The 15,525-nt window shown below is 67.1% G+C and carries 11 protein-coding genes; 9 read left to right on the top strand and 2 right to left on the bottom strand.

Annotated features, from left to right (window positions below):
* Positions 1-3 precede the first annotated feature (3 nt).
* From CYJ10_RS22845 to CYJ10_RS22855, 3 genes are all read left to right on the top strand, one after another.
* A complete protein-coding gene (locus tag CYJ10_RS22845) occupies positions 4-1,020 on the top strand; it encodes an FAD:protein FMN transferase (protein ID WP_101683729.1) in 1,017 nt (338 codons plus the stop codon).
* Positions 1,017-2,606 carry a sulfite reductase subunit alpha gene (locus CYJ10_RS22850; protein ID WP_101683730.1) on the top strand — a complete coding sequence of 530 codons (1,590 nt, stop codon included), beginning with the start codon at positions 1,017-1,019 and terminating at the stop codon, positions 2,604-2,606. The genes CYJ10_RS22845 and CYJ10_RS22850 overlap by 4 nt, the downstream gene beginning before the upstream one ends.
* 99 nt (positions 2,607-2,705) lie before the next feature.
* Positions 2,706-5,144 (top strand): penicillin acylase family protein, encoded by a 2,439-nt coding sequence (locus CYJ10_RS22855; RefSeq protein WP_101683731.1) that lies wholly within the window; start codon positions 2,706-2,708, stop codon positions 5,142-5,144.
* A gap of 265 nt (positions 5,145-5,409) precedes the next feature.
* Here the strand turns inward: CYJ10_RS22855 and CYJ10_RS22860 are convergent, their stop codons facing one another.
* Together CYJ10_RS22860 and CYJ10_RS22865 are read right to left on the bottom strand one after the other, a co-directional pair.
* Positions 5,410-8,430: an FAD-binding and (Fe-S)-binding domain-containing protein gene (locus tag CYJ10_RS22860; RefSeq protein WP_101683732.1), complete on the bottom strand. Its 3,021-nt coding sequence runs from the start codon at positions 8,428-8,430 to the stop codon at positions 5,410-5,412.
* A gap of 77 nt (positions 8,431-8,507) precedes the next feature.
* Positions 8,508-9,200, bottom strand: coding sequence for a GntR family transcriptional regulator (locus tag CYJ10_RS22865; protein ID WP_101683733.1), 693 nt, complete (start codon positions 9,198-9,200; stop codon positions 8,508-8,510).
* Between the two features lie 250 nt (positions 9,201-9,450).
* Between CYJ10_RS22865 and CYJ10_RS22870 the strand changes: the two genes are divergently transcribed.
* The 6 genes from CYJ10_RS22870 to CYJ10_RS34235 all read left to right on the top strand — a co-directional run.
* Positions 9,451-10,659, top strand: a complete 1,209-nt coding sequence (locus tag CYJ10_RS22870) for a pyridoxal-phosphate-dependent aminotransferase family protein (protein ID WP_101683734.1) — start codon at positions 9,451-9,453, stop codon at positions 10,657-10,659.
* 118 nt (positions 10,660-10,777) lie between these two features.
* Positions 10,778-11,782: a Bug family tripartite tricarboxylate transporter substrate binding protein gene (locus tag CYJ10_RS22875; RefSeq protein ID WP_101683735.1), complete on the top strand. Its 1,005-nt coding sequence runs from the start codon at positions 10,778-10,780 to the stop codon at positions 11,780-11,782.
* Positions 11,783-11,959: 177 nt separating this feature from the next.
* On the top strand, positions 11,960-12,466 hold the full coding sequence (locus tag CYJ10_RS22880; protein ID WP_101683736.1) for a tripartite tricarboxylate transporter TctB family protein: 507 nt from the start codon (positions 11,960-11,962) through the stop codon (positions 12,464-12,466).
* Positions 12,467-12,476: 10 nt separating this feature from the next.
* On the top strand, positions 12,477-14,003 hold the full coding sequence (locus CYJ10_RS22885) for a tripartite tricarboxylate transporter permease (RefSeq protein ID WP_101683737.1): 1,527 nt from the start codon (positions 12,477-12,479) through the stop codon (positions 14,001-14,003).
* Positions 14,000-14,797, top strand: coding sequence for an enoyl-CoA hydratase/isomerase family protein (locus CYJ10_RS22890; RefSeq protein ID WP_101683738.1), 798 nt, complete (start codon positions 14,000-14,002; stop codon positions 14,795-14,797). The genes CYJ10_RS22885 and CYJ10_RS22890 overlap by 4 nt, the downstream gene beginning before the upstream one ends.
* Before the next feature lie 15 nt (positions 14,798-14,812).
* Positions 14,813-15,525 (top strand): CaiB/BaiF CoA transferase family protein (locus CYJ10_RS34235; protein ID WP_180863031.1); only part of this gene is annotated, 713 nt, incomplete at its 3' end.

The raw sequence follows: 15,525 nt of genomic DNA on the forward strand, positions 1-15,525 counted from the left end.
CCCATGCACCGCGTGCTGATTCCCGTCGCGCTGTCCGCACCCCCGCCGTCGCCGATGCCGGAAGGGCAGGTGCGGCAATGGGCGGGCGAGACGATGGGCACCACGTGGTCGGTCAGCGCCGTGCTGGCACCGGGGCCATTGGCGGCCAAACGGGCTGACGCCATCGAAGCGGGTATCCGCGCCGTTCTCGATGGCGTGATCGCCGAGATGAGCAACTGGTCTGATGCCTCGGACCTGTCGCGCTTCAACCATGCCGCCGCCGATAGCTGGGTGACGCTGCCCGACGACTGCTTCGCCGTGCTGCAGGCTGCGTTGCAGACGGCACGCGATAGTGGCGGCGCCTACGACCCCACCGCTGGCCCGCTGGTGAACCTCTGGGGCTTCGGCCCCGCCGGGCGCCGTACCGCCGCGCCGTCCGTGGACGACGTATTGCGTGTGCGCGAACGTTGCGGCTGGCAGCGGCTGGACGTCGATGCCGCGCAGCGCTGCGTGCGCCAGCCCGGCGGTGTCTCGCTGGACTTCTGTGCCATCGCCAAGGGGTTTGCCGTCGACGCCGTGTCGCGCTATCTCGACGCGCAAGACCTGGCACACCATCTGGTGGAGATCGGCGGCGAGCTGCGCGGCCAGGGGCTCAAGCCCGATGGCATGCCGTGGTGGGTCGAACTGGAATCGCCCTCCGCCGACGGCGCTGCGCCCACGCGCACGCTGATCGCGCTGCTGGGTTTGTCGGTGGCCACGTCCGGGGACTATCGCCGCTACTTCGAGCAGGACGGGCAGCGCTTTGCCCATACGATCGATCCGCGCACGGGCTATCCGGCGGCGCACGCGCTGGCATCGGTCACTGTGATCCATCGCGATGGCATGCTGGCCGATGCGCTGTCCACGGCGCTGACCGTGCTCGGGCCCCAGGCCGGCATGGCCTTTGCGCAGCGCCACGCGCTGGCGGCACGGTTCCTGGTGCGCACGCCGGACGGATTCGACGAACGCACCACGCCGGCCTTTGCGGCGATGCTGTCATGACGCGCTGGCTGTGGGGCAACGTCTTCGCGGTCGGCGTGGCGCTGGCCATGCTGGCGCACAGCCGTGCCTTCATGGCGGCGGGCGTGGTCATCGCCTATCTCGCGTTCTGCGCCGGCGCGATCGGCGCACACCGGCGTCGCCGTGCGGCACGCGTCAGGCTGTCCGTGCCCGACGATGGTCAGGGCAAGCCGACATTGGTGGCGTATGCCAGCCAGACCGGCTTTGCCGAGCAACTGGCGACGCAAACAGCGCGGGCGCTGCAGGGCGCGGGCATGCCGGTGCAACTGCTGTCGTTTGCCGATCTCGATGGCAAGCATCTGGCCGCGTGCGGGCAGGCCCTGTTCCTGGTCAGCACCACGGGCGAGGGCGATGCGCCGGACACGGCTTCCGGCTTTGCCCGCAAGCTGCTGTCTGGCACCACACCCGACACGCTGAAGACGCTGCGCTACGGCATCCTGGCGCTGGGCGACAGCAGCTACGCCCGCTTCTGTGCGTTCGGCCATGCGCTGTCCGGCTGGCTGCAACGCCATCAGGCCGAGCCGCTGTTCGATATGGTCGAGGTGGACAACGGCGACCCCGGCGCGCTACGGCACTGGCAAAACCATCTATCCGCGCTAAGCGGTGGCGCCGAGATCGAGGATTGGGAGCGCCCGCGCTATGGGCGATGGCAACTCGTGGAGCGACGGCTGCTGAACCCGGGCAGTCTCGGGCAGCCGGCCTGGCATCTGGCGCTGGTGCCGGAGGCCGCCGCTGATCTGACGTGGCAGGCGGGCGATATTGCCGAAGTGGGTCCCTGCCGGCCGCCTGAGGCGGTGGCGCGGCTGCTGGACAGGCTGTCGCTGGACGGATCGATGGCAGTCCGTTGCGACAGCCGTCCGATGACGCTGGCCGAAGCGCTGGCCACTCGCTTGCCGCTACCCGATGTCCATATGGCGACGATGGCGGGCCTGGCGCCGCAGGCACTGATCGATGCCCTGCCTGCCTTGCCGCATCGCGAATACTCGATTGCGTCGTTACCCGCCGATGGCCGGCTGGAACTGCTGGTGCGGCAGACGGTGCATGCGGATGGCACGCTCGGGCTGGCTTCGGGCTGGCTCACCCGGCACGCCGCCGAGGGCGCGCATATTTCGCTGCGCGTGCGAAGCAACCGAGGTTTCCACGCGCCCGACGACGACCGGCCGCTGATCCTGATCGGCAATGGCACCGGGCTGGCAGGCCTGCGGGCGCTGCTCAAGACCCGCGCCGCTCAGGGCTGGCATCGCAACTGGCTGCTGTTTGGCGAGCGCGCCGCCGCGCACGACGACTTCCACGGGGCAGAACTCGCGGCGTGGCGCGAGCAGGGCGTGCTTCAGCGCATCGACCGCGCGTGGTCGCGCGACGGCGGCGCGCCGCACTACGTGCAGGACGCCGTGCGGGCCGCCGCAGCGGGCATTGCCGCGTGGGTGGCGCAAGGTGCGGCCATCTATGTCTGCGGCAGCCTGCAGGGCATGGCGGGCGGCGTGCATGCGGCGCTGGCCGATATCCTGGGGGACGCCCGCCTGCAGCAGATGATCGACACGGGCCACTACCGGCGCGACGTCTACTAGCCGCGTCCGGGCGCCAATGCGCGTTTTTGCGGCGGCGCAGGATCGCCGCCGCGATCACATTCCGCTATCCTCGCTGTCAGTTTCCGTCGAGGAGTCCCGATGTCCCGTCCCATCCGCCCATGGCGCCGCGCAGCCGTCGCCGCCTTCTGGCTGGCCGCCGCCAGCTTGCCCGTCCAGGCCGCCGGCCCCGACAAGTTCGCGGTGCCCGGCCTGGAAAAGCCGGCCACGGTGCTGGTGGACCGCTGGGGCGTGCCCCACATCTACGCCAACACGCTCTATGACGCGTTCTACGTGCAGGGCTTCATGGCCGCACGCGACCGGCTCTGGCAGATCGACCTGTGGCGCAAGCGCGGGCTGGGCGAGATGGCCAAGGACTTCGGCCCCGCCTATGTGGAAGGCGACCGCATGGCGCGTGCGGTGCTGTTCCGGGGCGACATGTATCGGGAATGGCTGGCCTATGGGTCCGATGCCAAGCGCGTGGCCGAGGCCTTCGTGGCCGGCGTGAATGCCTATGTGGCGCAGGTGGAGGCGCATCCGGAACTGCTGCCGCCCGAGTTCAAGATCCTCAACTACAAGCCGTCGCGCTGGCGCGCCGAGGACATCGTGCGCATCCGTCACCATGGCCTGACGCTGAATTTCACGGGCGAGATCGATCGTGCGCAGATCTTCTGCTACGTGAAACCCAACGCCGTGCGTGCCGACTGGGTGCGCCGCGAGCTGGATCCACCGGTCGAGCCCAAGGTGCCCGAGGGACTCGACACCTGCGCCGTGCCGGCCGCCGAGCTGCGGCGCGCCTACGACCTGGCCACCGCCGCGCCGCGCTTTCCGAAGGAGTGGTGGTCGCAGGGCACCAGCAAGGCCGAGAACATCCCGGTGGACCAGCTTTACGCCACCGTCGACGCGAACAGCGACACCGGCCGCAGCCTGGGCTCGAACAACTGGGTGATCGCCGGTAGCCGCACCACCACGGGCCGGCCGATCCTGGCCAACGATCCGCACCGCGCCCACGGCGCGCCCAGCCTGCGCTACATCAGCCATCTCAATGCGCCGGGCCTGTCGGTCATCGGCGCGGGCGAGCCGTTCCTGCCCGGCATCTCGATTGGCCACAACGGCACGATTGCCTTCGGCCTGACCCGGTTCTACATGGACCAGGAAGACCTTTACGTCTACGAGACCAATCCCGCCCAGGCCCACGAATATCGCTACAAGGGCCGATGGGAGCCCATGGAGACGGTCACCGAGCAGATTGCCGTGCGCGGCGAGGCGACGCCCCGCAAGGTGACGATCGACTACACCCGGCATGGCCCGGTGCTGTACGCCGATGCCAAGGGCGGCCGCGCCTATGCGCTGCGCGCGGCCTGGCTGGACTACGGGATGGCGCCGTACTTCGGCTCGATGGACTATATGCGCGCCCAGAACTGGGACCAGTTCCGCGCGGCCATGAACCGCTGGGGCGCACCGGGCGAGAACCAGGTCTATGCCGACCGGTCCGGCAACATCGGCTGGATTCCGGGCGGGCTGACGGTCAACCGGCCGAACTGGGATGGCCTGATGCCGGTGCCTGGCGATGGCCGCTACGAGTGGGCCGGCTATCGCAACATGGATGAACTGCCGTGGGCCTTCAATCCGGCGCCCGGCTATGTGGTGACCGCCAACGAGAACAACATCCCGGCCAATCACCCGGCCGCGAAGATCGGCGTCGGCTACGAATGGAGCGACAGCTCGCGTGCGCGCCGGCTGAAGGCGCTGGTGGCGGCGAATCCGCGAAGTTCGCTGGAAGATTCGATGGCGTGGCAGAACGACACGGTATCGCTGCCCGCGCAGCGTGTGGTGGCGCTGGTCAAGCCGCTGAATAGCAGCGATGCCCAGGTGCAGCGCGGCCTGGACCTGCTGCGCAACTGGGACGGCAACGAGCGGGCCGACAGCGCCGCCGCCGCGCTGTTCGAGGTGTGGTTCAGCAAGTACCTGCGTACGGCCGTGGTGCGTGCCGCGCTGTCGCCGGAAGGTGCGCGCCTGGTGGGGCCCGGCGATGCCAGCCGCGTGATCGCGGTGCTGGAGCGGCCCGATACCTGGATGACGGTGGACAAGCGCAACGAGATCATGACCGGCACGCTGAAGACGGCGATGGTCGAGATCGAGAAGAAGCTCGGCAGCGACCCCAGGGCCTGGCAATGGGGCAAGCTGCACACGGCCGTGTTCAGCCATCCGCTCGATCCGATCCTGGATGCGGCGCAGCGCCAGCAGCTCGATGTCAATGCCGGGCCGATCGGTGGATCGTCGTTCACGCCGATGAATACCAGCTACCGCAACAGCGACTTTCAGCTGACGGCCGGTGCGTCGTTCCGCATGGTGCTCGACGTGGGCAACTGGGACGCGTCGCGTGTGGTCAACACGCCGGGGCAGTCGGGCAACCCGGCCAACCCGCACTATCGTGACCTGGCACCGCTGTGGGCCAAGGGCGAGTACTTCCCGCTCGTGTATTCGCGCAAGCAGGTGGAAAAGGAAAGCAAGGAGCGGGTGGAACTGGTGCCGCAGTGATGGCCGGGGTTTAGCGCGACGTATGCGCTCGCCCTCTCCCTCTCCCCCAGCCCCTCTCCCGCAAGGCGGGAGAGGGGAGGAAAACAAACCTGTTGGTGTCTTTCCGCCTTCCACAGCGAGCCAACAGACAGCGCTTCTTGAAATGCCACGGGTGTTCGCCGCTCCCGCGCAGGGAGCAAACCGAGAGTGGTTGCAATGCCCGTGGTGTTCTCCCCTCTCCCGCTCGCGGGAGAGGGGCGGGGGAGAGGGCGGGCACTTCCAGGTGCTACAGCGCCATCTCCAGCACCCGTGCCACATGCAAGGCCTCTCGGCCGGCGCCGTCGTGGATCTGGTGCCGGCAGCTCGTGCCATCCGCCACGACCAGCGTACCGGCATCGGCCTTGCGCACCGCCGGCAGCAACGACAGTTCCCCCATCCGCATCGACACCTCGTGATGTTCGGCCTCGTAGCCGAAGCTGCCCGCCATGCCACAGCATGACGATTCGATCAGCGCGGTCTTCAGGTCGGGAATCCAGCCCAGCACCTGCTCCACCGGCCGCACCGCGTCGAACGCCTTCTGGTGGCAATGGCCGTGCAGCAGCGCCTGCTGGTGGCCGATGGGCTTCAGGGCGGGCGCAAAGCGGCCAGCCGCATGCTCGCGCACCAGGAATTCCTCGAACAGGAACGCGTTATCCGCCAGCGCGTGCGCCGCGTCGCCGTAGCCGTATTGCAGGAACTCGTCGCGCATCGACAGCAGGCACGATGGCTCCAGCCCCACCACCGCCACGCCGCGCGACACAAACGGCAACAGCCTGTCGAGCGCGCGCTTCGCTTCGACCTTCGCTTCATCGACCAGGCCAGCCGCCAGGAACGTGCGACCGCAGCACAACGGGCGCTCGCCGGGCACGCCAGACAGATGTACGGTGTAGCCGGCGGCTTCCAGCACGCGCTGCGCCGCGCGCGCGTTGCCGGGCTCCATGTGATTGTTGAAGGTATCGACGAAGAGCACCACCTCCTTGCCGCCAGCGGGCTGCGCCTTGTAGTCGTCGCGCAGGAAGGCCGGCTGCCAGCGCGGCAGCGAACGTTTGGCCGACAGCCCCAGCAGCCGCTCGCCCAGTTGCGGTAGCCCCGGCACGCGATCGCGCAGGTTGAACAGCCAGGGCAGCTTGCTGGCCGTGCCCGCATAGCGCGGCAGGAAGGCCACGAGTTTGTCGCGCAGGCGCAGCCGGCCCACGCGGGCGTTGGCGGCGCGTACTTCGATCTTCATCTTGGCCATGTCGATGCCGGTGGGGCAATCGCGCTTGCAGCCCTTGCAGGACACGCACAGGTCCATCGTCTCCTTGACGGCGGAATCGAGCAGGCCCTCGCTGCCAAGCTGCCCGGACAGTGCCAGCCGCAGCGTGTTGGCCCGGCCGCGCGTCAGGTGCTGCTCGTCGCGCGTGACGCGATAGCTCGGGCACATGGTGCCGGCGTCGAACTTGCGGCAGTGGCCGTTGTTGTTGCACATCTCCACGGCGGCGGCCAGGCCGTTGGCGGGGTCGAGCCCGTTGCCCGGCGTGCTTTCCACCTCGGTGACGGGGTCGCGCGTGACGTTCCAGGCGGACCAGTCCAGTGCCGGTTGCAGGGGCTTGACGGTGTAGTTCTGCGGAAAGCGGAACAGCGACGTGTCGTCCATCTTCGGCGTGCGCACGATCTTGCCGGGGTTGCAGCGGTTGTCGGGATCGAACAACGCCTTGACCTCGGCAAACGCATTCGCCAGCGACGGCCCGAACTGCCAGGCCACCCATTCGCCGCGGCACAGGCCGTCGCCATGCTCGCCCGAGTACGCGCCCTTGTATTCGCGCACCATGGCGGCGGCTTCCTCGGCGATGGCGCGCATCTTCGCCGCGCCGTCGCGGCGCATGTCCAGGATCGGCCGCACATGCAGCGTGCCCACGCTGGCGTGGGCGTACCACGTGCCGCGCGTGCCGTGCTTGTGGAAGACCTCGGTCAGGCGCGACGTGTATTCGGCCAGATGTTCGAGCGGCACCGCGCAATCCTCGATGAACGATACCGGCTTGCCGTCGCCCTTCATGCTCATCATGATGTTCAGGCCGGCCTTGCGCACTTCCCACAGCGCCTTCTGCGGGCCAGCGTCGGGCATCTCCACCACCGAGCCGGGCAGGCCCAGGTCGGCCATCAGCTCCACCAGCTGCCGCAGGCCGCGCAGCGTGGCGTCGCGGTCTTCGCCGGCAAACTCCACCAGCAGGATGGCTTCGGGCTCGCCGATCAGGGCCTTGTCGATGACGGGGCGGAAGGCGGGGTTGCCGCGCGCCAGGTCGATCATGGTGCGGTCGACCAGTTCCACGGCTGCGGGCCTGAGCGCGACGATATGGCGCGTCAGGTCCATCGACTGGTAGAACGTCGGGAAGTTGACCACGCCCAGCGTCTTGTGGGTGGGCAGCGGTGCCAGTTGCAGCGTGATGTGGCGGAAATAGGCCAGCGTGCCTTCGGACCCCACCAGCAGGTGGGCCAGGTTGACGCTGCCGTCGGCGGTGTAGGGCCGCTCGTTCTGGGGCTGGAAGATGTCGAGGTTGTAGCCGCCCACGCGGCGCAGCACCTTCGGATACATCTGCGCGATGGCGTCGCGCTCGCGCTCGGCGATGCGGCGCACGCCGTCGGCAATGGCGCGGTGTGGCGCGTCCTCGGCCGGCCATCGGGCGTCGAAGCAGACGTCGTCGCCGTTGGCCAGGATGGCCTGCACGCCCAGCACGTTGTGCACCATGTTGCCGTACTGGATCGAGCGCGAGCCGCAGGAATTGTTGCCGGTCATGCCGCCGATCGTGCATTGCGCGGCCGTGGAGACATCCACCGGGAACCACAGGCCGTGTGGCTTGAGCCACGCGTTCAGGTGATCGAGCACGATGCCGGGCTGCACGGTGACGGTGCGCGCCTGCGGATCGAAGTCGATGACCTGGTTCAGGTACTTGCTGTTGTCGATGACCAGCGCCTCGCCCACGGTCTGGCCGCACTGGCTGGTGCCGCCGCCGCGCGGCAGCAGCGGCGCCTTCAGGTCGCGCGCGATATCGAGCGCGAGCCGGGCGTCGGCTTCATCGCGCGGCACCACCACGCCCAGCGGCATGATCTGGTAGATCGACGCATCGGTGGCATAGCGGCCGCGGCTGGCGGTATCGAACAGCACGTCGCCGCGCAGTTCGGCGGCCAGGCGGCGGTACAGCGGCGATTGCAGGGCGGGCGCGGAGGCCGCGCCGGGCATGAAGCGCAGCGGTTGCACGCCGGGCGGCGTGGGGGTGACAGGCAAGGCCATGAGCGGGGATGTCTCCGGTTGCGGACACTCGAAGACGCCGCCATGGCCGGAAGCGCCCGCCCAGGGGCGCGCTCCGTTCAGGCGGCGACGTTCTGTGCGCGTTCTAGTTCGGCGATCAGCGCGTCGTGCTTGTGTTTCAAGTGCGCGCGCAGGATGTCACGCAGGGCCGCACCGTCGCGCTTCGCCAGGGCATCGAGCATGTTGCCGTGCTCGCGCACGGCCATGTCCCATTTGTCGTGGTCGAAGTTCGAGCGGAAACGCAGCGCCTGGATACGCAGGTTGATGCGTCGATAAGTCTCCTCAAGAATCGGATTGCGCGCCGCCGCGTTGATGGCGTCGTGGATGCGCCGGTTCAGCGCGTAATAGTTGGGCAGGTCGCGCCGGGCGTGGCACGCCAGCATCTCGAAGTGCAGGGCGCGGATCTCGTTGAGTTCGGCCTCGGTGATGCGCTGGCAGGCCAGTTCGCCCGACATGGCTTCGAGCGCGCCCATCATCTCGAACAGGTGATTGACGGTGTCGGTCGACAGCACCACCACCTCGGCCCCCCGGTTCGGCAGCAGCGTCACCAGCCCGTCGGCGGCCAGCACCTTGAACGCTTCGCGCAACGGCGTGCGGGACACCTGCAGCAGGTCGCACAGCACGCGCTCATTGAGCCGCGTACCCGGCGCGAGATCGCCTTCCATGATCATCGTGCGCAGGCGCTGGGCCACCGCCACATGCAGGATCTGGCGGTCAACGGCTTGCGAGGAAAGGGTCGGAGAAGTGCTCATCAGGGATCGTGTGGCTTGACAGTATTGTATTCAAAACCTACTCTGGGGCAAGCACGAATCACGTTCCGGTGCGATTTTCGGTGCCCGGAACCATGCAACGACTGGCAACAAGGCCTTGTAGTTGTTGATTTATAAGGCTTTTTAGCGGAGCAGCAAGCACATGTGCCTGCCAACATTATCCCGCATGCCGGCGCTGCAGTGCATCCCCGTTTTTTGAATACAAAATTCAAACATAAGGACACGAGGCGACATGATCCGACTGAATTCCCATCCGAGCGGCCGGCACTTCCTGCAGATTCCTGGCCCCACCAACGTGCCGGATCGCGTGCTGCGCGCGATGGATTACCCGACCATCGACCACCGTGGCCCCGAGTTCCAGCAACTCGGCAAGAAGGTGCTGGCCGACATCCGCAAGGTCTTCCAGACCGAACAGCCCGTGGTGATCTATCCGGCGTCGGGCACCGGCGCGTGGGAGGCGGCGCTGGTCAACACGCTGTCGCCGGGCGACAAGGTGCTGATGTACGAGACCGGCCATTTCGCGTCGCTGTGGAAGAAGATGGCCGACAAGCTGGGCCTGAACCCCGAGTTCATCGTGGGCGACTGGCGCCACGGCGTGGATGCGGCGGCCGTTGGCGCGCGTCTGGCCGATGACCGCAATCACGAGATCAAGGCAGTGTGCGTGGTCCACAACGAGACATCGACGGGCGTCACGTCCGATGTGGCTGCGGTGCGCCGTGCCATCGACGCCGCCAATCACCCGGCCCTGTTGCTGGTGGACACGATCTCGTCGCTGGGATCGGTCGACTACCGCCACGACGAGTGGGGGGTGGACGTCACCGTGTCCGGCTCGCAAAAGGGCCTGATGCTGCCGCCGGGCATCTCGTTCAACGCGGTCAGCCAGAAGGCGATTGCCGCGTCGGCCAAGGCGAAGCTTCCGAAGGCGTTCTGGGGCTGGGACGAGATCCTCGAATCAAACAAGAACGGCTTCTGGCCGTACACCCCGGCCACGAACCTGCTCTACGGCCTGTCCGAGGCGTGCGACATGCTGCTGGAGGAAGGCCTGCCGAACGTGTTCGCGCGCCACCAGCGCCATGCAGCCGCCACGCGCGCCTGCGTGACGGCCTGGGGCCTGGAGATCCTGTGCCAGAACCCGGCCGAATACAGCCCGGCGCTGACCGCTGTGGTCATGCCCGATGGCCACAGCGCCGATACGTTCCGCAAGACCGTGCTCGAGAACTTCAACATGTCGCTGGGGCAGGGCCTGTCGAAGCTGTCGGGCAAGGTGTTCCGGATCGGCCACCTGGGCGATTTCAACGACCTGACGCTGATGGGCACCCTGGCGGGCGTGGAGATGGGGCTGGCGCTGGCCGGCGTGCCGCATCGCAGTGGCGGCGTACTGGCCGCGATGGAAAGCCTGCGCAATGCCGCGGCGTCGCAACCTGCCTTGCGCGCGGCCTGACCACACCCTTCCGACAACCCGATCGATGTAGCAGAAAGAGGCGGCCCCTCAGAGGCCGCCACGACAACAGGCCGATGCGCCGCCAGAGCGCACGGCCGCCACCCAAAGGAGACAGACCATGACGTTTCGTTATGCTGCGCGCGCCCTTGCGTGCGCCTCGCTGTTTGGTGTCGCGCTGGCCGCCGCGCCGGCTTTTGCATGGGAACCCACTAAGCCGGTGGAAGTGGTTGTGCCGTTCAGCGCCGGCGGCGCGTCGGATCAGATGGCACGCTCGATCCAGGGCATCATCGCCAAGCACAAGCTGATGAACCAGCCAATGATCGTCGTGAACAAGGCCGGTGCCAGCGGCGCGGAAGGGCTGATGGATACCAAGGCCTCGAAGGGCGACGCGCACAAGCTGCTGGTGACCTCGTCGGCGCTCTACACCGTGCCGATGATCAGCCAGTTGCCGTTCAACTGGCGCGACCTGACGCCGGTGGCCATGGTGGCCATGGATGAATTCGTGCTCTGGACCAATGCCGAGGCGCCGTACAAGACGCCATCCGACTACCTGGCCGACGTGAAAAAGACGCCGAGCAAGTTCAAGATGGGTGGCACGAGTTCCAAGCGCGAAGACCAGATCATCACGGCGCAGACCGAGCGAAAGGCCGGCGTGCGCTTCATCTACATCCCGTACAAGGGGGGCGGCGAAGCGGCCACGCAGCTGTCGGGCAAGCATATCGACTCCAACGTCAACAACCCGTCCGAATCCATTGGCCAGTGGCGTGCCGGCGAGCATCGCGCGCTGTGCGTCTATGCGCCCGAGCGCATGCAATACACCACCAAGATCACGGGAACGCAGAGCTGGCACGACATCCCGACCTGCAAGGAGCAGGGCCTGGACGTGCAATACCAGATGCTGCGCGTCTTCATGCTGCCCGGCGGCGTGACGCCTGATCAGCAGAAGTACTACGTGGATCTGATGCAGAAGGTGGTGGCCACGCCCGAGTGGAAGGAATACCTCGAAAAGAACGCTCTCAAGAACGACTTCCTCGCTGGCCCGAAGCTGGTGGAGTTCCTGACGGCGGACGAGACGCGCCACAAGGACATCATCAAGGAAGCGGGTTTCGTGGCGGCGAAGTAACGTAGTTGACCGCTGATTGTTTGCTCCCCTCTCCCGCCACGCGGAAGAGGGGCCGGGGGAGAGGGCACGGCGCTTCAAGTCGCCATTTCGGCAGGCAGCACATCCACGCCCTATCCCCCAACCCCTCTCCCACAAATGGGAGAGGGGAGCCGAAAACAGAACGGGGAGACAGACCCAATGAGCAATCCAACACATGACGCTGCCGCGCCGGCGGCGATCACGGTGCGCGCCGCCGAAATCGGCGTGGCCATCCTGATCGCCCTCGGCGCGGTGGTGGTGATAGTCAGCAACTACCAGATCGGTGCCGGCTGGGCGCCCGACGGCCCGGAGGCCGGCTACTTTCCGTTGCGCATCGGCGCGCTGATCTTCCTGGCCTGCCTGATGGTGCTGTGGCAGGCGTTGCGCACGCCGAACGATGCGGTGTTCGTGACGTGGCCCCAGTTGAAGCAGGTGGCCGTGATCCTGGTGCCGCTGACCGTGTACGTGGCGCTGATCGCCTTCCTGGGCATCTACGTGGCATCGGCAATCTTCATCGCCGGTTTCATGCTGGCCATCGGCAAGTTTGCTTGGTGGCGCGCGGTGCTGACCGGCGTGGTCATCAACGTGGTGCTGTTCTGGATCTTTGAAATGCAGTTCCGCGTGCCGCTCCCCAAGGGGCCGCTCGAAGCGGCCTTTGGATTCTGAGGGGACGGGCATGGAAGAACTCAATGCATTGATGGGCGGCTTTGCCGTGGCCATGTCGTGGCACAACGTCGGGCTGATGCTGGTAGGCATCCTGCTTGGCATCGTGGTGGGCGTGCTGCCGGGCCTGGGCGGCCCGAACGGCGTGGCCATCCTGCTGCCGCTGACGTTCTCGATGGAACCCACGTCGGCCATCATCATGCTGTCGTGCATCTACTGGGGCGCGCTGTTTGGCGGGGCCATCACGTCGATCCTGTTCAACATTCCGGGCGAGGCCTGGTCGGTGGCCACCACATTCGACGGCTATCCGCTGGCGCAGCAGGGCGAGGCGGGCCGCGCGCTGACGTCGGCGTTCACGGGGTCGTTCCTGGGCGCGCTGGCCGGGGTGCTGCTGATCACGTTCCTGGCGCCGATGGTGGCCAAGTTCGCGCTGCGCTTCGGGCCGCCGGAATTCTTCGCGGTCTACTTCCTGACGTTCTGCAGCTTCATCGGCATGGGCAAGGAAGCCAAGGCCAAGATCGTGATCGCGATGTGCATCGGCTTTGCGCTGGCCGCGGTGGGCATGGACACGGTGTCGGGCACGCTGCGCATGACTTTCGGCTCAACCGAACTGCTGCGCGGCTTCGACTTCCTGGTGGTGGTGATCGGCCTGTTCGGCATCAGCGAAATCCTGATGACCATGGAGGAAGGCGTCGCCTTCCGGGGCAAGCGCGCCGATATCGACCTGAAGGTGGTGCTGAAGACCTGGGCCGAGCTGCCGCGCTACTGGATGACGCTGATCCGCTCGTCGGTCATCGGCTGCTGGCTGGGCGTGACGCCGGGCGGCGCCACGGCGGCATCGTTCATGGGCTATGGCGTGGCCAAGCGCTTCTCGCGCAAGCGCGAGACGTTCGGCAAGGGCAACGTCGAGGGCGTGATCGCGCCCGAGTGCGCCGCGCATGCTGCCGGCACCAGTGCGCTGCTGCCGATGCTGGCGCTGGGCATTCCGGGGTCGGCCACGGCGGCGGTGCTGCTGGGCGGGCTGATGATCTGGGGCCTGCAACCGGGACCGCTGCTGTTCACCGAGCAGAAGACCTTTGTCTGGGGCCTGATCGCCAGCATGTACCTGGGCAACCTGGCCGGGCTGATCGTGGTGCTGTCGACGGTGCCGCTGTTCGCCGCCATCCTGCGCATTCCGTTCGCGATCATCGCGCCGCTGATCCTGGTGGTCTGCGCAATTGGCGCGTTCACGGTGCACAACGCCATGTTCGATGTCTGGCTGATGCTGATCTTTGGCGTCATCGGCTATGTGCTCAAGAAGCTCGACTATCCGCTGGCGCCGCTGGTGCTGGCACTGGTGCTGGGTGACCGGGCCGAGGACGCGTTCCGGCAGACCATGCTGATGTCGCAGGGCGAGATGAACGTGTTCTGGTCCAACGGCCTGGTGGGCACCATCATGGCGCTGGCCATCGTGATCCTGGTCTGGCCGGTGTTCGGCAGCCTGCTGGAAAAGACGAAGCGCCGCAAGATGATGTCGGCGCACGAGGGGGCAGCGGAATGAGCGAAGGACTGATCGAACAGGGCACCCTGCTGGTCACGCGCGACGACGCCGTGGCCACCATCGTGCTGAACCGGCCCGCCAAGCTGAACGCCTTCACGCTGGACATGTGGCGCCAGCTTGGCGACACGTTCCGCACGCTGTCCGCCGATGATTCGGTGCGCTGTGTGATCGTGCGCGGTGCCGGCGAAAAGGCGTTTTCGCCGGGCAACGACATCGGGGAATTCGAGACCACCCGATCCAACAAGCAGCAGGCCGTGGCCTATGGCGCGGTGATGCACGCCACGGCGCAGGCCATGCAGGACTGCCCGCATCCGGTGGTGGCGCAGATCCACGGCATCTGCGTGGGCGGCGGGCTGGAGGTGGCGGCGATGGCTGACATTCGCATCTGCGGGCAGAGCAGCCGCTTCGGCGCGCCGATCAAGAACCTGGGCCTGGTCATGGCGCACGCCGAAATGGCGCCGCTGATCCGGCTGATCGGTACATCGCGCACGCTGGAGCTGCTGTTCGAGGGCCGTATCGTGGGCGCCGACGAGGCGCATGCGATGGGGCTGGTGTCGCGCGTGGTGCCCGATGACCAGGTGGCCGGCGAGGCGCAGGCAACGGCGGCGCGCATTGCATCGGGCGCGCCGCTGGTGGCGCGCTGGCACAAGCGCTTTGCGCGGCAACTGGCGGAGGGCAAGCCCCTGTCGGCGGCCGATCTGGACGCCGCTTTCGACTGTTTCGATACCGAGGATTTCCGCACCGGCTACCGCGCGTTCCTGGCCAAGCAGGCGCCGACGTTCGCCGGCCGCTAGTTTCGGAGGAGACCGATGTCCGATTTCACTTCCATGCAGCCCGGCGCGCTGGCCGGCCTGCGTGTGCTGGAGCTCGCCCAGATCATGGCCGGCCCCACCTGCGGCATGATGCTGGCCGACCTGGGTGCCGACGTGATCAAGATCGAGAAGATCGACGGTGGCGACGATGCACGCGGCTACAAGGAGCCGGCAATCAATGGCGTGTCCGCGCCGTTCCTGATGCTGAACCGCAACAAGCGCGGCATTGCGCTGGACCTCAAGAAGCCCGAGGGCCGCGAAGTGTTCCTGCGCATGGTGCGCAACGCCGATGTGGTGATCGAGAACTTCCGCAAGGGCACGCTGGAAAAGCTGGATCTGGGCTACGACACGCTGTCGCAGGAGAACCCCGGCCTGATCTACTGCGCGATCTCGGGCTACGGCCGCAGCGGCCCCTATGCCGACAAAGGCGGCTTCGACCTGATCGCCCAGGGCTTTACTGGCTTGATGAGCATCACGGGCGAGGAGGGTGGGCCGCCGCTGCGCACCGGCAATTCGATTGCAGATATCAACGCCGGGCTGCTGGCTGCGTTCGGCATCCTGGCCGCGTACCAGCACCGCCAGAAGACCGGGCGCGGCCAGGTGGTGGAGACCTCGCTGATCGAGGCCGGGCTGCAGCAGCTCTACTGGCATGCGGCCATCCACTTTGCCACGGGCGAATCGCCGGGGCCCAGTGGATCGGCGCACGTGCT

This window comes from Cupriavidus pauculus, assembly GCF_002858765.1.
In the GTDB taxonomy this organism is placed as follows: Bacteria; Pseudomonadota; Gammaproteobacteria; order Burkholderiales; family Burkholderiaceae; genus Cupriavidus; species Cupriavidus pauculus_B.